Origin of the sequence: Aquirufa lenticrescens (assembly GCF_019916085.1) — a bacterium.
Lineage (GTDB): Bacteria > Bacteroidota > Bacteroidia > Cytophagales > Spirosomataceae > Aquirufa > Aquirufa lenticrescens.
In genome coordinates this window covers 2,016,709-2,038,908 of record NZ_CP049834.1, presented here as the reverse complement: position 1 = coordinate 2,038,908, position 22,200 = coordinate 2,016,709, and the positions used below count along the sequence as shown (strand labels likewise).

The window sequence follows — 22,200 nt, the reverse complement described above, 5'->3', positions numbered from 1 at the left end:
CTTCATTTCTGAAGCCCTTTTTTAATGCAGCGAAAATCGCTTGATTATTTACTCGGTTTTGCGAAGATGGCAGAATCGATCGTTGGATTAATTTCCACTGATACTGTTTCTACTGTCATCATTCCACCCATTGGATTAGCTGTTTCTACGGTATGCGGAAATGCCAAACCGTTCACCATTTTATAGTTCGAAAAGCTCACTTCTGAATCTATTTCTTGACCATTTGCTTGCACTTTCGACTGCGTTTTTACTACAAAATTAGTAGTGGTGGAAACGTAGACTTTACTATCTTCTCCCGAAGGCTTTGTTACAGTTAAAAGATACACATCAGCACCTTCTAATTTCTCTTTAGAAACTAACTCAATCTTGTATCCATCTTTTTTCGCATTGGTTAAGATAGAACCTAAGGTCTTTTGAGAACTGGCCATTTTCACTTGTTCAGCCGGCATATCTTCTGGCTCACCCGTTCCTCCCATCATCGCAGGACGATTCATCCAACCTTTATCACCATCAATGACCGTAATGATTTTATTACCCATTACCTCTACCTCTTGACGAAAAGACTTGCCAATAATTAAGGAAGTTTTGCTATCGATGTCCATCCCTTGAACACTGAATTTATTTTTTATGACAGCGGTCTTAACCGTAGCCCATTTATCAGCGCCACCCATAGCAGCTTCGTGCTTGGCTAAAATTTCCTCAGTAGTCTGTGCATAAGCAACTGAAGCAATTAACATTGTTGCCACTAGGCAGATTGATTTGATCATTGTTTTCATGATATAGGGGTTTATTTTCCGAAAGATAGTAAAATTATTGAGCTTTCTTTGGAATGGAACGCATAACGATAAACCAGCCAACCAGCACTAATATAGCGGCCATAAAAAAGGCGGCTCCAGGGAATAAAATAGGGGCTCTTTCAGAGGCAAAATAGGCAAATAAATTGGAGGCCAAAAGTGGGCCAAAAATGGTCGTAATTGATTGCAAACTAGTCAAACCTCCTTGTAATTCACCTTGCTCATTTGGCCCTACTTGTTGCGTTATCAAACTTTGAAGGGCTGGTCCTGCAATTCCTCCTAGGCCGAAAGGAATCATAAAGGCATACATCATCCAAGACTTCGTCGCATAAGCGAACATAAAGAAACCAATTCCATATAGAAGCAAACCGTAAGAAATGGCACGAATTTCACCCAATTTTGGCATAATCACCCGAGCCAAACCTCCTTGTACAATCGCTACGATAAGTCCCACAAAGGCTAAGGAATAACCTACTTGATCAGGCGTCCAGCCAAATACCTTCATCGTAAAATAAGACCAAGTGCTAGGATGCACTTGACCAGCTAATTGTAAACAGAAAAAACCACCCACTAAACCGGCAATAACTGGATATTTTGTTAGGTTTTTTAAGGAACCTAACGGATTTGCGCGACTGATATCAAAGGGGCGGCGATTCGATTTTGCTAGCGATTCAGGCAAAATAAAATAACCATAAATTCCATTAATTAAGGTTAGACCAGCTGCTGCGAAAAACGGAATACGATCTCCATAAGAAGCTAGCATTCCCCCTATCGCAGGTCCAATAATAAATCCAACCCCAAAAGCGGCTCCTACAACCCCAAAGTTCTTTGCCCGATCTTCTGGTTTAGAAACATCCGCGATGTAGGCCTGCGCTGTCGTAAAACTAGCACCCGTTATTCCAGACATAATACGCCCGATAAATAACCACACGATATTAGGGGCAAAAGCTAAGACTAAATAATCAATGGTGAAGCCGAATAAAGAGGCTAAAATCACTGGGCGGCGGCCTATTTGATCCGATAATCCCCCTAAAACGGGTGAAAACAGAAATTGCATAATGGCATAAGAAGCCATTAGCCAGCCGGCATATTGGGAGGCTACCGAAATATCACCGCCTACAAAACCCTTGATTAGGGTAGGTAAAACGGGGATGATTAAGCCGATTCCGAGTACGTCAATTAATAATGTGATGAAGATAAACCCAATTGCAGGATCCTTTTTACTCGCCATTTGATTTTAGATTAGGCTGCAATTTAAGAAAAAGGATAGTGAATTTTACCTTTTAAAAATTCCTTACTGGTTTCAGCACAAGATAATGGTGTTTTACCTGCATCTGGAACAGCATCTAATTCAACGATGGCGAAGCCTTTGAACTTGATTTTGTCCAAATTAGCAAACACTTCTTCTAAATTCACTTTCCCTTGCCCTAATTCAACGAAACGGTAGCGAGGCTCGGTTTGGCGTACATCTTTTACATGAAGAGAATGCAATACTTTACGGTATTTTAATACCGCTTCCGCTGGATTACCGCCACCCTGGAAATAATGGGCTACATCTAAAAGCAATCTAATTTTACTAGGATCCATATGATTTACAAGCAATTCAACTTCTTCGGGAGTCTCTCCAAACTGGTCCATATGATTGTGGTAAGTAGCTTGAATTCCGATTTCCTTCGTTTTAGCACCGATCTCATTCATGACTTCGGCTAAACGAATTAAGTCTTTCTCCTCCGGCTTCACCCCTTTCTTACGTAGAGAATTCGTCAATTGAATGGAAGTACCACCCAGAGTCTTTACAAAGTTAGCATGCTTAACATGTTGTGCGATGGAGGCGTCTACTTTAGCAGGATCAATCTCCACATTACCACTCGAAAACATACATAATTGCAAACCAGCCTGATCAATCAAGGCCTTCAATGCTGCCGGATTTTCACCGTATTTAGCAAAAGTATTGGCTCTTAATTGAATGCCTTTAAAACCTAGACTTGAAATTTCTTTAATGGCTAGCTCATCTTGACCGCTCCATGTAATGGAAGAATAACCTAAAGAATAGGATTTATTCGCAGCAAAAAGAGATGATATAGGAAGTGTGGTAGCCAAGGTAATGGCCAAGAATTCGCGTCTAGTTGTCATAGGATGAGGTTTTATTATAAAAGCCTCACCTACAGTTTATTTACTCTCGCTAAATTTCAAATAATCCGCCAACAGACTCAGCTTATCGGTACCGATATAATCCACACCGATATCTAAAAGAGCTTGATATCCTAAAAGAGAATCTGGCGTAGCCCAAAGACGGACTTTTCGACCGTTTGCATGGACTTGATCGACATAATTTTTAAGCTTTTCCTTCAAAGCTGCAGGAATAGGTCCCTGCCCACCCCAAAAGCCAAACTTCAACATCGATTCACTCTCTAACACCACTTTATTCGTGGGAAAACGCTCATCAGAGTGTCCATCAAAGGTGATCCAAGCGGGTGATTCGATGTATTGCGAGGGTTTAGGACGGTTTCCGGAGATCACAATTCGGAATCCTTTTTGCTGGATGATTTCAGCGTGAGGCTTCAAGGCGGCAATAATCAAGGGCAAAGTGGAATCTGCGGAGGTCTTCGAATCAATCAATAATTGATGAAAATTACCCTCTTTATTCGCCTTCAAAACACGGATGATAGGATCGATATACAAATCCTTCAGATTGCGATTCAGGCTAAGTTGATTTCGTTCGTGACCGACTAATAATTGACCATTCACCGCATACACATCCGCCTCAATGGAGCCAAAACCAAGCTGAAAAGCGTCAAAAAACGGCCTTTCGTGTTCGTAATCATTGTGTGCGTGCGCTTTCAACAAAGGACTCTGCGCCTGTAAAGCGAGTGACAACAAACAAAAAAGGGCAATTTTTTTCATTAACCTTTCACATAATCCCCTGACGCGATACGCGTTTTCGGGTCGATTTTCTTGTTATATAAATACGCGTAGGTTTCGATTTCCTTGCCTTTTAAACTTACTTTCACTTGCTCACGTACGAATAGACTATCTGCAGGCTTGTCGGCATTGTATTCCTCATACTCGTCTAACACGTTCAATAATTTGATTGTGTTGGACAATAAATACAATTCGCCTATTACTTGATCTTTTGCGTCTTCTGACGGAATAATACCAGGGTAATCAGCGACTTGATACATTTGCCCTTGGTAAGTCGCCATGCCTATGTAATCCGAATTACGCGCAATAAGGCGGTGTAAATCGTTTCCACAGTCGCGTCGTAACGTCCCGTATACGAATAAGTATTCTTCCACATCTGGTTCTGGTAGTTTGGCTTCTTCTAGAGTTAATACCAAATCCTCTTGCTCCACTACCGTTCCTTCTGTTAATAATACGTTCCCCACAATTCCCTCAAATGGTGCCGAAACAATCGATTCCATCTTCATCGCCTCTATCACATACAGTGGGGCGTTTAATTTCACCTCGTCGCCTGGCTTCACTAAGATACGTGATAAACGTCCTTGTAATGGAGCACCGATGTCGCCTTTTACTTTTGCTTTCGCATGTTGCGCGCGTTCAACTTTGACGTTTTTGTCCAAAATCTTAATGCGGCGTGCCTGGCCATTCAATTCAAAAGTCACGTTACGTAACCCTGACTCGTCTGGTTCTGACATATACAAGAACTTCACGATGATGGTTTTACCTGGCTCGATCGTGATCATAATCTCCTCATCCTGTTTTAAGCCATAGAAAAAGGCTGGTGTAGGAAGGGCTGATAATTCACCGAATAAGGCCGAATTCTTGTAATAATCTTCGTAGACTTTCGGGTACATTTTGTACGATAAGTAATCGAAGAATCCATCCTCCGCCTCTGGGAATTTCTTCGTAAAGGACTTGAAGTCAGCATCGAAATCAATCGGTGCCAAATGGTCGTTTGGACGACCTTCGATGGCGTGTTCACCTTTTAAGATAATTTCCTGTAACTGTTTCGGGAATCCTTGGTAAGGCTGGCCTAGGCCACCTTTGAAGAAATCTTTAACGGATTCAGGGAAAGATAAAGTAGCGCCTTTGGCATACACATCCTCCGCCGTTAACGAATTCGCGGTCATAAAGATCGCCATATCCCCTACCACTTTCGAAGATGGTGTAACTTTCACAATATCGCCAAAAAGCGTATTCGCCTCCGTGTAATTGCGCTTCAATTGCTCGAACTTGTCGCCTACACCCAGCGCAATCGCCTGACCACGTAAATTCGTGTATTGTCCACCTGGAATCTCATTATTGTATACTTCAGCCGTTCCCGCTTTCAATTCGGATTCGAACGGCGTATACATCGTACGCACCGCTTCCCAATAATTAGAATATTCGTTTAGTAAGTCTAAATTCAAATCGGATGCTTTCGGGTGACCCTGCATCATGGCTACTAAAGAGTTCAAATTAGGCTGAGACGTCAAACCGGACATCGCCCCTAACGCGCCATCCACGATATCCACACCTGCTTCAATAGCCTTTAAATACGTCGCTGATTGAACAGAAGCCGTATCGTGCGTGTGCAAATGAACAGGTAAATCAACCGCTTTCTTTAATTCAGTTACTAATTTCTCCGCTTGGAAAGGACGTAAAAGTCCCGCCATATCTTTTATACACAACATATGTGCGCCGGCATCTTCTAGCTGACGCGCCATATCCACGTAATATTGCAGATTGTATTTTACATTTGTGAAGACGTCGCCCGTATAGCAAATGGCTGCTTCTGCGATGCCCGGCGTGCGTTCCCGAACCGCTTTGATCGACACTTTCATCGCGTCAATCCAGTTCAAGGAATCGAAAATTCGGAAGACATCGACTCCGGCTTCGGAGGATTTCTCCACGAATTTTTCAATCAAATTATCTGGGTAAGCGGAATATCCCACGGCGTTTGAGCCGCGAAAAAGCATTTGCAATAGCATATTCGGCATCGCCTCGCGGAATTCTTGCAGACGTTTCCAAGGAGATTCTTGCAAGAAACGCATCGCCACATCAAAGGTCGCGCCACCCCAAACCTCCATCGAGAACAATTGAGGGAAGGATTTCGCAAATCCGTCAGCTACGGCTAACATATCTTGCGTACGAACGCGGGTGGCTAAAAGCGATTGGTGTCCATCACGGAACGTGGTGTCCGTGAAATAGATTTGCTTCGCATCACGGATGTGCTTCGCAAATTTCTCCGGACCCATTTCAGTCAATAATTGTTTGTTTCCTTTCGGGTATTCCGCCATCGGATCCACATACGGGATAATTGGAGTGCGGAAAGGAGCCGTTGGATTCACTTTCACATCCGGATTTCCGTTAACGATTACTTCTCCCAGGTAGCGAATCGCCTTTGTAGAGCGGTCGCGAGTGGGTTTAAAATTGAATAATTCCGGGTGGTTCGCAATGAATGGCACCGTGCAGTGGCCTTCTTGGAAGACCGGATGCGTGATGACGTTACGCAAGAAAGGGATGTTCGTTTTTACGCCACGGATTCGGAATTCGGTCAGCGCGCGGTTTAATCGTTCGGACGCACCGCGAAGCGTACGTCCTTTGGCAGACACCTTCACTAACATCGAATCAAAATAAGGGGAAATTTTTACCCCTGGATACGAAGATCCTTCGTCTAGACGAATCCCGAAACCAGCTGCATTTCTGTAGGCGATGATCGTTCCAAAATCCGGTTTAAATCCATTTGCTGGATCTTCTGTCGTGATACGGCATTGAATTGCAAAACCTTTTAGCGGAATGTCCGCTTGGTTTTGGATGAAAATACCTGGATCGGATAACTTGTAATTTTGGGCGATTAGGATCTGTGTGCGGACAATATCGATGCCTGTCACCTCTTCCGTAATCGTATGTTCTACTTGAATACGCGGATTTACCTCGATGAAATAGATATTTTCGTCTTTATCGACCAAAAACTCCACCGTTCCTGCGTTATAATAGTTTACTGCTTTACCGATGGAAAGCGCGTAAGCGTATAATTTCTGTTTTGTTTCTTCTTTTAGACCAAAAGAGGGGGCAATTTCGACCACTTTTTGGAAACGTCTTTGTACCGAACAATCCCGTTCGTACAAATGCACCAAATTTCCGTGCTGATCTCCTAATAATTGTACCTCGATGTGCTTCGGATCATCGATGAATTTCTCGATGAACAAAGTATCATCTCCAAACGCATTTTTCGCCTCATTCTTCGCCTCTTGATACGCTTTTTCTAGCTCTTCTTCCGTTCTCACTACGCGCATTCCTCGTCCACCACCACCGGCAGCCGCTTTTACCATCACAGGGAATTTAATGCGTTTCGCTTCGGATAGAGCCAAAGAATAATCAGCTAAATCCCCTTTCGAATCCTCAATCATAGGAACATTGGCCTTCAATGCAGCCACTTTAGCAGCTACTTTATCACCCAACGCGTTCATTGCTTCCGGTGAAGGACCCACGAAAACGATTCCTTCTTCTCTACAACGTGTCGCCAACACTACGTTTTCCGACAAAAAACCATATCCCGGATGAATAGCGTCAATTTTCTTTGATTTACACAAAGAAATCAAGCCCTCGATGTCCAAGTAAGGCTTTAAAGGTTCATCATCTTTCCCGATTTGGTAGGCTTCATCCGCTTTATAGCGGTGTAAAGAATAGCGATCTTCGAACGTGTATACGGCCACGGTCCGAATACCTAATTCGGAAGCAGCACGCATAATGCGAATAGCAATCTCGCCGCGGTTAGCGATCAATAAACTGGAGATTTTCTTAACGTATGATTTTGGCATAATCAATAAAGTAGGAGATTCTAACAAAAATGCTAAATATATTGTGAAAATCGCATCGAATACCGCATTTTATTTGGGAAAACTTAAAAAAATACCATATTTATTGGGTTCGTTACCAAGAAAAATAATTCTACCGCCTTCGAACGATTTTTCTTAACTTGCAGGTCGAACAAAAAATTGCTTTTTATGAAACCTATCATTGGCATTACGTTAGGAGATTACAACGGAATCGGACCCGAAGTAATCTTGAAATCCTTAGCCAGCCCTCGCTTGCTAAAGTGGTGTACGCCTGTGATTTATGGTTCTGCCAAGGTATTGGATTTTTACCGCCAAAAATTCGAATTAAAAGAGTGGTCCATCGCTGTGATCCAAGAAGCTTCTGAGGCTAAATCTGGTGAAAGCTTTGTCATCAACTGTTGGGACGACACATCAACCCTTGTAGAACCCGGAAAAGAGACCAAAGAAGCAGGAAAAGCCGCCTTTGATTGTTTAGAAAGAGCCGCAAATGACCTAGATCGCGGACTAATCTCCGCACTCGTTACGGCTCCAATTAATAAACATAACATCCAATCTGAGGACTTTAAATTCCCTGGACATACCGAATATTTAACCGATCGTTTCGAAGCTAAATCGTCTCTTATGATGATGGTTTCTGATGGTTTTAGAATGGGAGTAGCAACGGGCCACATTCCTCTATTAGAGGTTTCCAAGGCATTAGGTGCCGATTTATTGCGTACAAAAATCACTTTATTCTTAAAGAGTTTAAAGGAGGATTTCTCCATTGACAAACCTCGTTTAGCCGTATTAGGTTTAAATCCACACGCGGGTGAAGCTGGGCTATTAGGCCAAGAAGAATTAGAGATTATTCAACCGGTAGTGGATGAATTTAGATCGAAAGGAAACCTGGTTTTTGGACCTTATCCAGCGGATGGTTTCTTCGGAAAAGCGCAATTCAAAGAGTTTGACGGCGTTCTGGGCATGTACCACGATCAAGGATTGATTCCTTTCAAATACATCGCTTTTGACTCTGGTGTGAATTTCACCGCAGGTTTGCCTGTTATTCGTACCTCGCCAGATCATGGTACGGCTTATGATATTGCTGGCCAAAACGTAGCCGACCCAGGCTCATTCCTTCAGGCCTTATTTTTAGCGTTAGATCTCGTAAAAAACCGAATGAATGCGTAAAGTTTTGATTGTCGACGAGGTTCATCCTTCGATGGCAGAAGGGCTAACGAATTTGGGATTCGAGGTGGAGACGCGTACCGATTTATCACTTGATGAGTTTGTGACGATTTTACCTTCTTATGAAGGATTAGTTGTTCGGAGCAAGTTCAAAATCACGGCAGAAATACTGACTGATACCCCATTAATTTTTATCGCTCGAGCGGGCGCTGGACTTGATTTACTGGATGTCGAAGCCTGCATAGCTAGAGGAATCACCGTTTTTTCCGCCAATGAAGGAAATTCTGACGCCGTTGCGGAACACGTCATTGGACAATTATTATCCCTTACACACAAACTTCATACGTCGGATACCGAGGTGCGTCACGGATTGTGGGAAAGAGAAGGAAACCGCGGATTTGAACTGAAGGGAAAGACGATCGGTATTATCGGATATGGAAATATGGGCAAAGCAGTCGCTTCGCGGCTTTCTAGCTTTGGAATGAACATTTTAGCCTATGACAAATACGCCCCATCGACAGATTACCCAGCCACAATGGATCAAATTTTTGAACGGGCTGACATCTTGAGTTTACATATCCCTTTGACTTCTGAGACGCGTGGGTTAATTTCCACTGAGTTTTTAGATTCGTTCAAGAAGTCCATTATAGTGATTAATAGTTCCCGAGGCCCCATTGCACCACTCGAGCCTTTATTGCACGGATTACGTTCCGGCCAAATCAAGGGATTAGCTTTGGATGTGCTACCAAATGAAAAGTTATCTACCTGGTCTCCAGTAGAAAAAGAGCTTTTTACAGAAATTGCCGCCTACCCTGCGACCATTTTCAGCCCCCACGTAGCGGGTTGGACGACTGAAAGTTATTATAAAATCAACGAGGTCTTACTCGAAAAAATAAAGTTGCATTTTTCTCTATGAATTACCCCGTAAATCTTGCCGAAAAACTGGGTTTCAACCAGGTAAAAGAGGAAATTAAGCAGCTTTGTTTAAGTCAGATGGGGCTGGAATATGCAGATAAAATGCGTTTTTCGGACCGTTTCCCCTTGGTCAAACAATGGGTAGAACAAGTCGATGAGATGAGCCGTATTTTGGGTGAGCACGGTGGCGAATTTCCGCAGACGGATTATTACGATTTACGATCTTATCTAAGTCCGCTGCAGCTGGAAGGCCATTATTTGTCAGCAGATGAATGGAGAGACTGGCAACGTGCGTTGACGGTTTTGTATGAAACCATTCGCTTTTTCGCAGCAATTGACTCAACTGAATACCCTAAAATACATAAAATCACCCAGCATTTCCTAGCCAAAGGTGCAGAAAGCGATGGGGATTTCAGACAAATCATTCCGATTATTCAGGATTTGGACCGCGTATTTGATGTAAACGGCCAAATCAAGGAGACAGCCTCCCCTGCTTTAGGAGATTTACGTCGCAAGCGAATTGCCGAAGAGCAAGGCCTTCGTAAAAAGCTCGATTCCTATTTAAGCCAGGCCTATAAAGAGGGCTGGGTGAGCAAGGATTTCTCCTTGACACTGCGCAATGGCCGAATGGTGATTCCTTTAGCGGCTGAGCACAAACGGAAGATCAAAGGTTTCGTTCAGGATGAATCAGATACGGGGAAAACGGTCTTTTTAGAGCCCGCTGACGCGCTGGCGATGAACAATGAGATCAAGTCTTTGGAATCAGCCGAACGTCGCGAGATCATCCAGATTTTATCGAAACTATCAGATCGAATTCGTCCTTTGACACCTTTTTTAGCCCACGCCTTTTCGTGGCTAGGATTGATTGATTTTATTAGGGCCAAAGCCCTCTGGGGAAGCTCCCACAAAGCGATTAAACCTACGTTTATTCAAGATAAACCGATCGTTAACTGGACCGATGCACGTCATCCTTTATTAGAAAAATCACTCGAAAAAATAGGTAAAAAAATTAAACCACTAACGATTCGATTAGAGGACGATCGCCGCATTATGGTTGTTTCTGGACCCAATGCGGGAGGTAAATCCGTGACTTTAAGTACCGTAGGTTTATTGCAATTCTTATTCCAATCCGGCTGTTTAGTGCCATTAGCCGAAGGCAGTACGATGGGCTTTTTCTCTCAACTATTTTTGGATATGGGGGATGAACAAAATTTAGAAAACGAATTAAGTACCTATTCATCCCACTTAAGTAATATGCGGCATTTCTTGCAGCACGTAAACGAGAAAACATTGATTTTAGTCGATGAGTTTGGTACGGGAACGGAGCCCTCTTTAGGGGGAGCGATTGCAGAATCCATCTTAGAGAAACTGGCAGACAAAGGGTGCTATGGAGCGATTAACACCCACTTTGGCAACTTAAAAAGCCTAGCAGATCGCCAAAAAGGACTTTTCAACGCCGCGATGCGCTACGACACCGAGCATTTGGAACCTCAATTCATCTTGGATATGGGAAAACCGGGTAGTTCGTTTGCCTTTGAAATCGCTCAGAAGATTGGATTGCCTAAGGCCATTATCGAAAATGCGCGCAAGAAATTGGGCAAGAAGCAGGTGGATTTTGACAAGTTATTACTGGAAACGGAGACGGAGAAGCAAATCTGGGAGAGTAAAAACGCTAGTTTAGCCTTAGCTAATGAGCAGGCACAATCCATCAAGGAAAACTATGAGCGCCTGAAAAATCACGTGCAAGAAGAGCAAAAGGCGATGTTGAATGCGGCGAAAGCTGAGGCGAAAAAAATCATCCAAGAGGCAAATCAACGCATTGAGCAGACGATTAGACAAATTCGCGAGAAAGAGGCAGATAAAGAAAAGACGAAGGAATTGCGCGCGGATCTAGCAAATTTTGTCCAAAAGGAATTAAAAACGGTGGCTCCTGCGCCTGCAAAAGTCGTGTCTGAAACTCCCGGAATCGTTTATGCTAACTCCCCTATCGCGGTGGGTGATTGGGTGGTGATTAAAGGGAGTGGCGACGAACCTACTTTGGGACAAATCATGGAACTTAAGGGGAAAGACGCGGTCATTTCTTTAGGAGCCATTCGCAGTACCATCAAATTGAATCGCCTCCAAAAAATCGTCGCTCCTAAACAACCCAAGAAAAGTACAGCCCCTCTTCGCGGCATCGACATCAATGATCGCATGGCTCAATTTCAGCTCAAACTGGATATTAGAGGAAAGCGTGGCGAGGAAGTTTACGTTATTTTAGACCAATACATCAACGATTGCCTCCTGTTAGGCGTTCCTGAAGTTCAAATTTTGCACGGAAAAGGCGATGGAATTTTACGAACTTTAATTCGCGAACAATTAAAGCGATACAGAGAAATTAAAAACATTACTGACGAACACGCAGACCGTGGCGGTGCGGGAATCACCATCGTTACTTTTAAATGATCCGTTTATTTGCCTCTCTTTTTGCCCTCTTTTTCTTCAGTAGCTGCATGTTACAATATGCAGCTGGTCTCACGCAAATACAACAAGAAAAATACAAAGAAGCGACATATAATTTTTCGGTGGCTTTGACAAAAGACCCTAAAAACCCTGAAATCTACTTCGCCAGAGCCTTTTCACGAGGATCGATGGAAGAATACTCGGGTGCCATTTCTGACTTAACCAAAGCCATACGTCTCGATTCCACCAATGCAGATTACTATTTCTACCGGGGCTATTTCAAATCCAAACTAGGCAATGACAAAGGGGCCATTCGGGATTTTTCAAAATCAATCATTCGCTATCCTTATTATGCCGAAACCTATTATAATCGGGGTATTAATCTGATGCATTTAGGTTTGATCGAAGATGCCTGCTTGGATTTTAAGACGGCGATTGAATTAGGCGATACCCTATCCCTGAAGTACCAAGCTTCGCTTTGTAGATAAGAGAGAAAAGAGTAGAGAGAAAAGATGGTAAATGGTGGAGACATTTGCTTTGAAAGCGTCCGAAAAATCGTGTTATTTGTAGCTTATTTTTAAATTTTAACGATTCATTATGTCTATTGCAAAAACCGGCGACAAGGTTGCCGTACACTACACAGGTAAACACACCGACGGTTCTATTTTTGACTCTTCTGTAGGAAGAACACCTCTTGAGTTTCAATTAGGTTCAGGTATGGTCATCAAAGGTTTTGATGATGGCGTGACTGGTATGACCATTGGTGAGAAAAAAACCGTTGTTATTCCGGCAGCTGAGGCTTATGGCGAGCATTCTCCAGAAAATACAGTGACCTTAGAACGCGCTCAAATTCCTCCTCACATCGAATTAGAATTAGGTGCTTCTTTATCTATGCACCAAGATGGGGGTCACGTGGTAGAAGTGGTGGTCACTGATTTAACAGATTCACACGTTACGTTGGATGCGAATCACCCATTAGCTGGTCGTGATTTAACATTTGAACTTGAATTAGTATCGATTTCATAAACTATGAAAATTAATTTGCGCTCCTTTGCCCCCCACGGGATTGTCCTATTGGGTTTCCTATTGATCGCTTTCATCTATTGTGGACCCGTTCTACAAGGTAAAGTATTGATTCAACATGATATCCAGCAAGCCCAGGCGGCGGCACAGGAGAGCTTACAATACAAGGAGAAATCCGGTGAGGATGCGTGGTGGTCGAACTCGATGTTTGGCGGGATGCCTACCTACCAGATTTCAGGATCGTATCCTTATTCGATTTCTGCCAAAATCGGTTCTTTCATTACCAATCTCCTTCCCAGCCCTGTAAATTTGCTTTTCCTACAAATGTTAGGAATGTATATTTTGCTTTGGGCAATGGGAGCCTCTCCCATTTTAGGATTCGCCGGGGCCGTTTTCTACGCCTTTGCGACCTACAATATGGTGATTATTCCAGCAGGTCATACCTCTAAAGTAATTGCTTTAGCCTATGCTCCTATCGTTTTAGCAGGTGTGAAATTAGGCTGGGGTAATCGAAAATGGCTAGGCGCTGCCCTATTCACCCTAGGAATGGCTTTGGAATTATATGCTAACCACGTTCAAATTACGTATTACTTATTCTTTATCATTGGATTCTACAAAATCTACACTTTATCACAAGCTATCATTCACAAAACAGTGATAGAGTGGCTGAAACGTGGATTATTACTAGGCTTAGGTTTAGTTTTAGCTTTAGGAACGCACTCGATGCGCCTTTGGAATAACTACGAATATGCCAAAGAAACGACGCGTGGCGCCTCCGAACTTAGTGCCAACAAATCGCGTGGAGATGGTTTAGATCAAACCTATGCTTTCGATTGGTCCTACGGTATTGCCGAAACAGGTACGTTGTTGATCCCCAATTTCATGGGTGGAGCTTCTGCCGGAGATTTAGGTGGAACGTCATCTAATACCTACCAAACGATGTCTAACGCGGGTATTCCAGACGAACAAGCTTTAGGCTTTGTCGAAAAAGGACCGGCTTATTGGGGAGATCAAAGCTATACGGCTGGACCTGCTTATGCGGGAGCCTTAGTGATATTTTTATTTTTGTTTGGTGCCTTCTACATCAAATCAGCCGAAAAATGGTGGATCATCGGATTCACAGCTTTATTCATCACCTTCTCTTGGGGTAAATATTTCTTCTTCAACGGAATTTTATTCCAATACTTCCCGTTGTTCAACAAATTCAGAGCCATAACGATGGTACTTTCTTTCGTGCAATTAGGTTTCGTAACCTTGGGAATTCTAGGATTGATTCGATTCATTCAGCAAAAATCCAGCTGGTCTGAAATCAAAAAACCGTTGTTGTATGCCGCCGGATTAAGTGGTGGACTTGCCTTGTTTTTCGGGATGGCACCCGATTTATTCTTTGACTTTAAAGGACCTAATTTTGGTGGAGCTTTGATTCAAGATACGGCGTTGAATAACCAAATCTGGCGCTCTATCCAGCTTGACCGCATCGAATTATTTCAATCTGACGCCTTCCGCAGTTTCTTTATCGTATTAATCGGGGTAGGTATTTTAGGACTTGCCAGTACCGGCAAAGTCAAAAAATCCATCTGGTTAATCGCCTTAGTGCTATTGGGTATTTTTGATTTAACCCCAGTGGCTAAACGTTATTTTGGCAAAGATTTCTTCGTCTCCAAAGCTACACTGGACGAGCAAATCTTACCTACACCTGCCGATCAAAAAATCTTACAAGACACCACCCATTACCGCGTGGTGAATGTGGCAACAAACTTTATGAGTGATGCGACCACGTCTTATTACCACCAATCTTTAGGTGGATACCACGCCGCTAAATTGCGTCGTTACCAAGAATTGATTGAAAAACAGTTCACAGGGAATCCAGGACAAATGAATATCCTGAATATGCTGAATACGAAATATATTTTGAGCCCAGACTCGACTGGCCAATTAGCACCTCAAACAAATCCGGGTGCTTTAGGGAATGCCTGGTTTGTTTCGTCGGTAAACGTAGTTCCTACAGCGGATGAAGCATTGAATGGAATCAGCAAAATCGATCCTCGATCGATTGCGTTGGTAGAACAAAAAGATGCAGCATTCGTTCCTACAAAGGAGTTCAAAACAGATGGCAGTATTCAATTAACAGAATATAAGCCTAATCATTTGACCTATACATCTGATTCAAAACAAGCGGCCTTTGCGGTGTTCTCGGAAATCTATTACCGTGGAAACAAAGACTGGAAAGCCTATATCGATGGAAAAGAAACCAATCACGTACAGGCGGATTATGTATTGCGTGGCTTAGCGATTCCTGCTGGGAAACATACGATTGAATTTAAGTTTGCTCCCTTTTCAGTGATTACGGGAAATAAAATTGACTTAGGGGCTTCCATTGCGATGCTATTGTTTATTGCATTTGCTTTTTATCAAGCGGCTAAGGCCAAAAAAGAAACCATATGATCTACTCCATGACGGGCTTTGGAAAATCCCAAAAAGAACTCCAAGACCTGCAAATCCGTGTCGAAGTTAAAAGTCTAAACTCGAAGTTTACGGATATCTTTTGCCGTGTTCCTAAATCGCTTTCAGCCAAAGAAATCGACATCCGCAATTACCTTACGCAGCAATTAGAACGCGGTAAAATGGAGCTGAATCTGCACATTCAAAAAAACAACGAGAACGTTGAACAAAGCATCCTTCCTCAAGGTCAAATAGCCACCTATTTCACAGAATTAAAGCGCTTCGCCTCTGAATTAGGCATCTCGAACATTGACGAAAATGCCTTGTATTTACAGGCTATGTCGATGCCCAGTTTGAACTCTCCGGATCATTCGCAAGACAACGAAGAGGAAATCGAAGCACTTTGGAAAGTAGTTTTTGAAGCCGTCCAAGAAGCAGTAAAAGAATGCAAGGAGTTCCGTGCCCGGGAGGGGAAAGTCGTGGAAGACAAATTCCGTGAATACATCGCTTCAATCAAATCAGGACTAGCGCAAGTGCTAGAACAAGATAAAATCAGAATGCCAGGTATCCGTGAGCGGATGCGAAATGCCCTTTTGGAACTTGGCTTGAAAGAAGATTTTGATAAAAATCGCTTCGAACAAGAGGTCGTTTATTACATCGAGAAATTTGATATCTCCGAAGAAAAAGTACGCCTAGCGACTCACCTAGATTACTTCATTGAAATTCTAGAAGAAGGCAACGGAAAAAAACTCAACTTTATGGCCCAAGAAATTGGCCGTGAGATCAATACCATCGGCTCAAAGGCAAACGATTCCACCATTCAGCGATTAGTCGTGAATATGAAAGACGAGCTGGAGAAGATTAAGGAGCAGACCGCAAACGTTTTATAATTGCGGAGCAATTTTAAAACGTTTGCCTAGTCATAGCTTCGCAATTTAGTCAGTGAGTCGCCTACGGCTTAGTCCGAAGGAAAAGCACAGAGCACAAAAAACAAAGATGGATGTTGCTTCGCAACGATGTGTGAACTATTTCATAAACTAAAAGCTTCTGGAAGAAATTAGAGTTGATTATATTGTAATACAAAAGAGAATTATTGCGCAGCACAATTCTCGTGTATTACAATATAATCAACGCAATACCAGCGCACCCCAACCCAATACCCACCCACTGCTTGTTCGTCAACTTTTCTTTGAAGAAAACTAACGCGGTCACTGCACTTAATAAAATAACCCCTAGATTATAGATAGTCAATACCACCGCACCATTTTGTTGGTACGCATCTAAGGCTTTTAGTAAGAAATAGAAGGAGAAGAAATTCGGAAGACCTAAAGGAATAGCTGCTAAAACAGATCTTAGAGACCAAGTAACCCCACCAGTGATTGACCAATAGACCAAGACAATCGCAGAAGTAGCCATCGAGCCAAGTAATAACATCAAGGTAAAGGAAATACTACCTCCCACTTGCTGTACGATCGCTGCATTCAAATAATTAAAAGCTGTATTCGTGATCCCATAGGCCACAAAGACGGCAACCAAAGCCCCAATAACTGGCTTTTGGACAGAACCTACACCAGATGGACTGCAGAAATAAATGGCTGCAAACGACAACAGAAGGCCCGCAACTACAGATAAAGTCAATTCTCCACCCGTCTTCCAAATAAAGAGATTCACCATTACCGGAATCACTAAGGAGATATTGTTCGCTAAAGAAGTGGGCGCCATTCCATTTTTCACGGTTGAATAACCAGATAATAAGAATGTAATCACGAAACCAACTCCAATGCCTAAAATACCCAATGAATACCCTGTAGAGGGCCAGTGGAAAGGAATCGCATCCATTTGATGAAAATAGCCGGTTAGAAAACAAACAGGATAGTTCAACAAAATGGCGATTCTCGTATCGATATTATACTTCGCATGCACGCGAAAATTCACCAATAATAAAACTGAAAAAACAATAGTTAAAAGTAGGGCTACCATCTTATGAGTTCTTTACAAGGTCCTCTAAAAGTGCCACATATTCCGGCGAATTATTCAAACTCTCTACTAGTTGCCAGTGCTCGCCACCCGCTTCTTCGAATAATTCTTTGTACTCCTCACCCACTTCAATCGTGGTTTCTAGACAATCCGCTACGAAAGCTGGAGAGAAGGCTAATATCTTCTTCTTACCTTCTTTTACAAGCGTTTTAATCGTTTCATCTGTGTAAGGTTGTAACCAGGGGTCTCGGCCTAAACGGCTTTGGAAGGCAGTGCCAAAAGTTCCTGGTTTTAACCCCATCTCCTTCGCAATTAAACGAGTTGTCTCATGGCATTGTGCCCGGTAACAAGTATGGTTCTTCTCTGTGATGGTTTCGCAGCAAGTGCCAAAAACACAGGTATTCTTCGTGATATCTCCTTTACGGATATGGCGTTCTGGAACACCGTGGTAGGAGAATAAATAGTAATCAAAGTCGACATCCTTTTGGTAGTTTGCGGCTTTGTCTGCAAAATATTTGGCAAAAATCGGATGCTGGTAAAAATAGCTTACCATCGAAAGAGATGGCATAATTTGCCAATCTGACATAATTTCCATTACACGCTCATAGACGGAACCTGTGGTAGCTGAAGCGTATTGTGGGAAGAAAGGAATAACAATTAATTTCTTCAGACTAGCTGCCTGCATTTCTGACATGACCGACTTCAAATCTGGGCTTTGATAACGCATGGCTAAGCGAACCATATAGCCCTCACCTAGGGTTTCCGCTAAAGACGCACAAACGTCTTCTCCATAAAACTTCAAGGGAGAACCACGTTCTTCCCATAACTCCTTATAGATTTTAGCAGACTGAGGTGCTCTAAAGGGAGCAATGATACCATTCACTAATAAGTAGCGGAATGGATACGGTATGTCAATGACACGACCATCCATCAAAAACTCCCGTAAGTACTTACGTACACTAGGGGTACCTGGATCATCTGGAGTTCCCAGATTCACTAATAAAACACCGATCATAGTTCTAATTAAAGCACAAATTTGTGCCTAAAAAACTAGAATACCCAACCTTCGGGAGTAATTTTTGTTCTAGTGGTAGATTCTATGCAAGGCGCCTTATCTTGGCAACCTACAGATCCAGGAGGACAAGCATAGGTATCACCTGGAATGATGGATATGATAGGTAATTCTCCTACAGGAATATCCTTTCTGCGGTCAATAATAAAGATCTTCTTACGTACAGAAAAGACATTAAATATTCCTAAAACACGTTCAGTAGGCTTAGTGACAGACTTAATATTTAAGCTGAAACGAGTCTCTGCCGGCACATCAAATAGGGATCCTGAAGACTGTACTTGCGAGATCAAGGATTGATAAAATGCAAATGCATTTTTAGTGATTGAACGTTGCTCTAAACGGAAATAATAAGGCGTCCAATTATCGAAAGGAATACGAGCCACTTGACGTCCTACCACACGCTGTCCATTTGTTAATACATCAGAGAATACATTCAAATCATTATTAGTGGTAATATCCCAGCAATTTCCATCACACATATAATTCAAAATGGCATCCGTTGGGAATTTAGGTTGGACACAATCCAACTTTTTGAAATCATATTTCCCACCATCCGTACAAGTTGCACAGAAACCAATTTTCTCGTAATGCTTCCAGTTCCAAAGGTAAAAATCTCCCTCTGAAGGCATATCCTTAAAATCCAAATAAACGGTAAATCCAGCACGACGCACGTCTACTTTATCATATTGCTCAAACGTTTCGAAACGAGTGATGGCATTTTCTATTTCAGGTACTGCCTTCATCGTTTCGGCCGTACTTTCATACGTTTGGCCTGTTAACATCTTTACATTCAACGTATAAGTAGACCCTACTTTTCCTACAAAACCTTTCGGTGGATAATAAGTACCTACTGGTATGCCTTCTGTGAAGCTCGTTTTAGTTCCACTTTGATCTGTGACAGTTACCACTGCTTTCGAAATAGGATACGCTAATTGGGAGGTTAAGCGATTCGAAGAACTCGTTAAACGCACCTTACTCAATTCAGGATCGTCCGATATATCCGCTTCAATGGTAGTAAATGAAGTTGCATCGATTTGGACAAAATCCTTAATAGGATTCACGCAGGCCCATGTCACTACGCCAAGCAGAAACAGGTAAAAAAGTATATTTTTAGGAGATAAAGACATATTACAAGAATTTGAAATTGTAGGTTAACGAGATAAATGGAGAGGCGAAAACGCTTAATTCATAAGCTCTCAACCCATTCTTAGTTGATTTGAAGAAGACGGAGTAAGGGTTTTGACGACCATATAAATTATAGATCGTAAATACCCAGCTACCTTCCCAGCGTTGCTTTTTCATGGATGGATTATTGATCGTCCAAGAGAAATCTAAGCGATGGTAATCTCTTACGCGGTCATTATTGCGTTCTGCAAACACGGGAAATTTCTTTCCACCAATTTCATACGATCCAGATGGAGACGAAAAAGGACGTCCCGTATTGTATGCTAACGTAAAGGAGAAACTATGGTGCGTTGTGGGTTGAATATTCAACATCATATTGAATGTGTGTGGCTTGTCGTAATTTGTCGCAAACCACTCTCCCCCATTGATTGCCTGCACTTCAGGATAATCTCCGATCATTTGATTAAAGGCTCTAGCATACGTATAAGATACCCAACCAGATACTTCCCCTTTTTTCTTCTGCATCATTAATTCCATCCCATAGGCCTTGCTTTTACCCGTAATCAATTGGGTCTCAATATTGGGATTCAACTGAAGATTAGCTCCAGAAACGAAATCCAATGTATTTCTCACGTCTCGATAATAGGTCTCAATAGAAGCCTCGTAGACATTTTCATTGAAAGTTTTAAATAAACCTAAAGACAGAAAATTACTCTGTTGTGGCTTTATAAATGTATCTGCTGTCTTCCAACGTGAAGTAGGCAAAGGCGTAGTGTTATTCGATAATAATTGGAAAAATTGCTGCTGGCGATTATAGCCAAATTTCATCGTGGTATTCTCCGCTAACGAGTATTTCATCGTCAAACGAGGCTCCAAACCACCATACGAGGCCATTACCTCTCCATCAGCATAATTTGTTTTCTTTACAATTGAATTCAACGAGGGAACTTGTCCAGGAACATATTCATTAATTGTCCCTGCTCCCATTCGGTAATATTGAGAATAGCGTAGACCAGCTTGCACCGTAAATTTCGGACTAATTGTCCATTCATCATCCGCAAATACACCTAATTCATAAGACTGCTCTAAAGGTAATTTAACGGTCGCAACCCTGGAAACAACTCCCTCATTCAAATTACCTGGGTCGATATCATAGCGAGTTCCCGTAATACCAAAATTCATTTTGTGATTTTCGCGCGGCTGGTAATCGAAACTAGCCGTCATATTGCGATATAAGATCGATGAGTTTAAGTCAATCGTATTCACCGTATCTGGTGCAAAAGTCTTGGTTGAGTAATCCGTTAGGGATCCACTCACCATCATATTTAACTTAGGTGAGAAGTAGTGATTCCAATGTAAAGCTACATTCTTGTGACCATAATTAAAGGAAGTTTGCTTCGCCACTACGTTTTCAATACTGAACAAGGAGTCTACTCGGTAGTAATCGTGGCTTAAATAGGTAGATAATGAAATCGTATTCTTTGTATTAGGACGATAATAGATCTTCGTCGCTACATCAGAGAAATTCGCACGTAGGTTTTTTAAATAATCAGGGGCAAACCATTTAAACATAAAGTCGTTAACAGAAAGACGTCCTGCCACTAAAACAGATAATTTTTCCTTAATGATGGGAATTTCAGCCATTACCCGGTTTGAAACTAAGCCGATACCGCCTTGCATTTTGAACTTATCTGTATTCGGTTCGATCATTTTAATGTCCAAAACCGAAGCGGTACGACCTCCAAAACGAGACGGAACCCCGCCTTTATACAATTCTAAATCCCGAATCGCGTCTGACGCAAAGACCGAGAACAAACCAAACATGTGGGTAGGGTTAAATATAGGAGTATCATCGATGTAAATTAGGTTTTGGTCCACATTCGAACCCCGAATATTCAAGCCATTCGCGCCCTCACCTACGGAAGAAACCCCAGGTAATGATTGTAAACTGCGTATCACATCCACCTCACCCATCATGGTAGGTAACTTCTTAATTCCTTTTAAACTTAATACGGTTACTCCCAAAGAAGGTGTCTGAATATCTCGCTTCGTCGCAGCACTCGAGACAATAACCTCCTCTAATTGCTTTGTCACGTTATTTAACTCAACGTTTAACTCTGTATTCGCTTTCACGTAAATTTTAGTTCGGTAGGGATTATAACCTACATAACTCACTTTGATCACCCATTCCCCATAGGGAACGTGCACTTTGAAGTTTCCTGAGGTATCCGTAGTTACGCCTGACTTTTTAAAATCGACTGAAATATCGGCTCCTTTTAATGGCTCGCCTGTAGAGGCATCGATTACTTTACCGAAAATGGCCGGAAGCGAGGTAGTTTGTGCAATGCTTTGATGCGAAAGGACAAATAGAAGTCCAAGGCAAAGGACTCTGGATAAGAGTTTGATCATAGAATATAGGTTAACAGACGCAATTCTGTAAATAAACAAAAAATAAAGGAGATTC

The 22,200-nt window shown here is 42.3% G+C and carries 16 protein-coding genes; 7 read left to right on the top strand and 9 right to left on the bottom strand.

The annotated features are described in order from the left end of the window. Positions 1–44: 44 nt before the first annotated feature. From G9X62_RS09040 to G9X62_RS09020, 5 genes are read right to left on the bottom strand one after another with little or no spacing between them, the layout of a single operon-like run. Positions 45–776: a LolA family protein gene (locus G9X62_RS09040; RefSeq protein ID WP_223130400.1), complete on the bottom strand. Its 732-nt coding sequence runs from the start codon at positions 774–776 to the stop codon at positions 45–47. Positions 777–810: 34 nt separating this feature from the next. Next, positions 811–2,025 carry a TCR/Tet family MFS transporter gene (locus G9X62_RS09035; RefSeq protein ID WP_223130399.1) on the bottom strand — a complete coding sequence of 405 codons (1,215 nt, stop codon included), beginning with the start codon at positions 2,023–2,025 and terminating at the stop codon, positions 811–813. A gap of 23 nt (positions 2,026–2,048) precedes the next feature. Further along, positions 2,049–2,927 (bottom strand): sugar phosphate isomerase/epimerase family protein, encoded by an 879-nt coding sequence (locus G9X62_RS09030; RefSeq protein WP_223130398.1) that lies wholly within the window; start codon positions 2,925–2,927, stop codon positions 2,049–2,051. A gap of 36 nt (positions 2,928–2,963) precedes the next feature. After that, positions 2,964–3,698, bottom strand: coding sequence for a PI-PLC domain-containing protein (locus tag G9X62_RS09025; protein ID WP_223130397.1), 735 nt, complete (start codon positions 3,696–3,698; stop codon positions 2,964–2,966). Beyond that, positions 3,698–7,558, bottom strand: coding sequence for a pyruvate carboxylase (locus G9X62_RS09020; RefSeq protein ID WP_223130396.1), 3,861 nt, complete (start codon positions 7,556–7,558; stop codon positions 3,698–3,700). The genes G9X62_RS09025 and G9X62_RS09020 overlap by 1 nt, the downstream gene beginning before the upstream one ends. 186 nt (positions 7,559–7,744) lie before the next feature. Here G9X62_RS09020 and pdxA point away from each other — a divergent pair, with 186 nt between their 5' ends. The 7 genes from pdxA to G9X62_RS08985 all read left to right on the top strand — a co-directional run bounded on the left by pdxA (position 7,745) and on the right by G9X62_RS08985 (position 16,452). Next, positions 7,745–8,743: a 4-hydroxythreonine-4-phosphate dehydrogenase PdxA gene (gene pdxA, locus G9X62_RS09015; RefSeq protein ID WP_223130395.1), complete on the top strand. Its 999-nt coding sequence runs from the start codon at positions 7,745–7,747 to the stop codon at positions 8,741–8,743. Continuing rightward, a complete protein-coding gene (locus G9X62_RS09010; RefSeq protein ID WP_223130394.1) occupies positions 8,736–9,656 on the top strand; it encodes an NAD(P)-dependent oxidoreductase in 921 nt (306 codons plus the stop codon). Before pdxA ends, G9X62_RS09010 begins: the two co-directional genes overlap by 8 nt. Then, entirely contained in the window at positions 9,653–12,100 is a 2,448-nt protein-coding gene (locus G9X62_RS09005; RefSeq protein WP_223130393.1) for an endonuclease MutS2, read from the top strand. Before G9X62_RS09010 ends, G9X62_RS09005 begins: the two co-directional genes overlap by 4 nt. Further along, positions 12,097–12,585 carry a tetratricopeptide repeat protein gene (locus tag G9X62_RS09000; protein ID WP_223130392.1) on the top strand — a complete coding sequence of 163 codons (489 nt, stop codon included), beginning with the start codon at positions 12,097–12,099 and terminating at the stop codon, positions 12,583–12,585. Before G9X62_RS09005 ends, G9X62_RS09000 begins: the two co-directional genes overlap by 4 nt. Before the next feature lie 109 nt (positions 12,586–12,694). Next, on the top strand, positions 12,695–13,123 hold the full coding sequence (locus G9X62_RS08995; RefSeq protein ID WP_223130391.1) for an FKBP-type peptidyl-prolyl cis-trans isomerase: 429 nt from the start codon (positions 12,695–12,697) through the stop codon (positions 13,121–13,123). Positions 13,124–13,126: 3 nt separating this feature from the next. Continuing rightward, positions 13,127–15,565 carry a YfhO family protein gene (locus G9X62_RS08990; RefSeq protein ID WP_223130390.1) on the top strand — a complete coding sequence of 813 codons (2,439 nt, stop codon included), beginning with the start codon at positions 13,127–13,129 and terminating at the stop codon, positions 15,563–15,565. Beyond that, a complete protein-coding gene (locus tag G9X62_RS08985) occupies positions 15,562–16,452 on the top strand; it encodes a YicC/YloC family endoribonuclease (RefSeq protein WP_223130389.1) in 891 nt (296 codons plus the stop codon). The genes G9X62_RS08990 and G9X62_RS08985 overlap by 4 nt, the downstream gene beginning before the upstream one ends. A gap of 226 nt (positions 16,453–16,678) precedes the next feature. On the opposite strand, the gene G9X62_RS08980 is transcribed toward G9X62_RS08985, so the two are convergent. From G9X62_RS08980 to G9X62_RS08965, 4 genes are read right to left on the bottom strand one after another with little or no spacing between them, the layout of a single operon-like run. Further along, on the bottom strand, positions 16,679–17,542 hold the full coding sequence (locus G9X62_RS08980; RefSeq protein WP_223130388.1) for a DMT family transporter: 864 nt from the start codon (positions 17,540–17,542) through the stop codon (positions 16,679–16,681). A gap of 1 nt (position 17,543) precedes the next feature. Further along, on the bottom strand, positions 17,544–18,554 hold the full coding sequence (hemH, locus tag G9X62_RS08975) for a ferrochelatase (RefSeq protein WP_223130387.1): 1,011 nt from the start codon (positions 18,552–18,554) through the stop codon (positions 17,544–17,546). Between the two features lie 35 nt (positions 18,555–18,589). After that, positions 18,590–19,738, bottom strand: coding sequence for a DUF4249 domain-containing protein (locus G9X62_RS08970; RefSeq protein WP_223130386.1), 1,149 nt, complete (start codon positions 19,736–19,738; stop codon positions 18,590–18,592). A 1-nt stretch (position 19,739) separates the two neighbouring features. Beyond that, on the bottom strand, positions 19,740–22,145 hold the full coding sequence (locus G9X62_RS08965; RefSeq protein ID WP_223130385.1) for a TonB-dependent receptor: 2,406 nt from the start codon (positions 22,143–22,145) through the stop codon (positions 19,740–19,742). Between the last annotated feature and the right edge of the window lie 55 nt (positions 22,146–22,200).

What these genes read in the sequence shown, in the direction of transcription:
- G9X62_RS09040 (WP_223130400.1), bottom strand. Translation starts at nt 776, where the DNA reads ATGAAAACAATGATCAAATCAATCTGCCTAGTGGCAACAATGTTAATT.
- G9X62_RS09035 (WP_223130399.1), bottom strand. Translation starts at nt 2,025, where the DNA reads ATGGCGAGTAAAAAGGATCCTGCAATTGGGTTTATCTTCATCACATTA.
- G9X62_RS09030 (WP_223130398.1), bottom strand. Translation starts at nt 2,927, where the DNA reads ATGACAACTAGACGCGAATTCTTGGCCATTACCTTGGCTACCACACTT.
- G9X62_RS09025 (WP_223130397.1), bottom strand. Translation starts at nt 3,698, where the DNA reads ATGAAAAAAATTGCCCTTTTTTGTTTGTTGTCACTCGCTTTACAGGCG.
- G9X62_RS09020 (WP_223130396.1), bottom strand. Translation starts at nt 7,558, where the DNA reads ATGCCAAAATCATACGTTAAGAAAATCTCCAGTTTATTGATCGCTAAC.
- pdxA (WP_223130395.1), top strand. Translation starts at nt 7,745, where the DNA reads ATGAAACCTATCATTGGCATTACGTTAGGAGATTACAACGGAATCGGA.
- G9X62_RS09010 (WP_223130394.1), top strand. Translation starts at nt 8,736, where the DNA reads ATGCGTAAAGTTTTGATTGTCGACGAGGTTCATCCTTCGATGGCAGAA.
- G9X62_RS09005 (WP_223130393.1), top strand. Translation starts at nt 9,653, where the DNA reads ATGAATTACCCCGTAAATCTTGCCGAAAAACTGGGTTTCAACCAGGTA.
- G9X62_RS09000 (WP_223130392.1), top strand. Translation starts at nt 12,097, where the DNA reads ATGATCCGTTTATTTGCCTCTCTTTTTGCCCTCTTTTTCTTCAGTAGC.
- G9X62_RS08995 (WP_223130391.1), top strand. Translation starts at nt 12,695, where the DNA reads ATGTCTATTGCAAAAACCGGCGACAAGGTTGCCGTACACTACACAGGT.
- G9X62_RS08990 (WP_223130390.1), top strand. Translation starts at nt 13,127, where the DNA reads ATGAAAATTAATTTGCGCTCCTTTGCCCCCCACGGGATTGTCCTATTG.
- G9X62_RS08985 (WP_223130389.1), top strand. Translation starts at nt 15,562, where the DNA reads ATGATCTACTCCATGACGGGCTTTGGAAAATCCCAAAAAGAACTCCAA.
- G9X62_RS08980 (WP_223130388.1), bottom strand. Translation starts at nt 17,542, where the DNA reads ATGGTAGCCCTACTTTTAACTATTGTTTTTTCAGTTTTATTATTGGTG.
- hemH (WP_223130387.1), bottom strand. Translation starts at nt 18,554, where the DNA reads ATGATCGGTGTTTTATTAGTGAATCTGGGAACTCCAGATGATCCAGGT.
- G9X62_RS08970 (WP_223130386.1), bottom strand. Translation starts at nt 19,738, where the DNA reads ATGTCTTTATCTCCTAAAAATATACTTTTTTACCTGTTTCTGCTTGGC.
- G9X62_RS08965 (WP_223130385.1), bottom strand. Translation starts at nt 22,145, where the DNA reads ATGATCAAACTCTTATCCAGAGTCCTTTGCCTTGGACTTCTATTTGTC.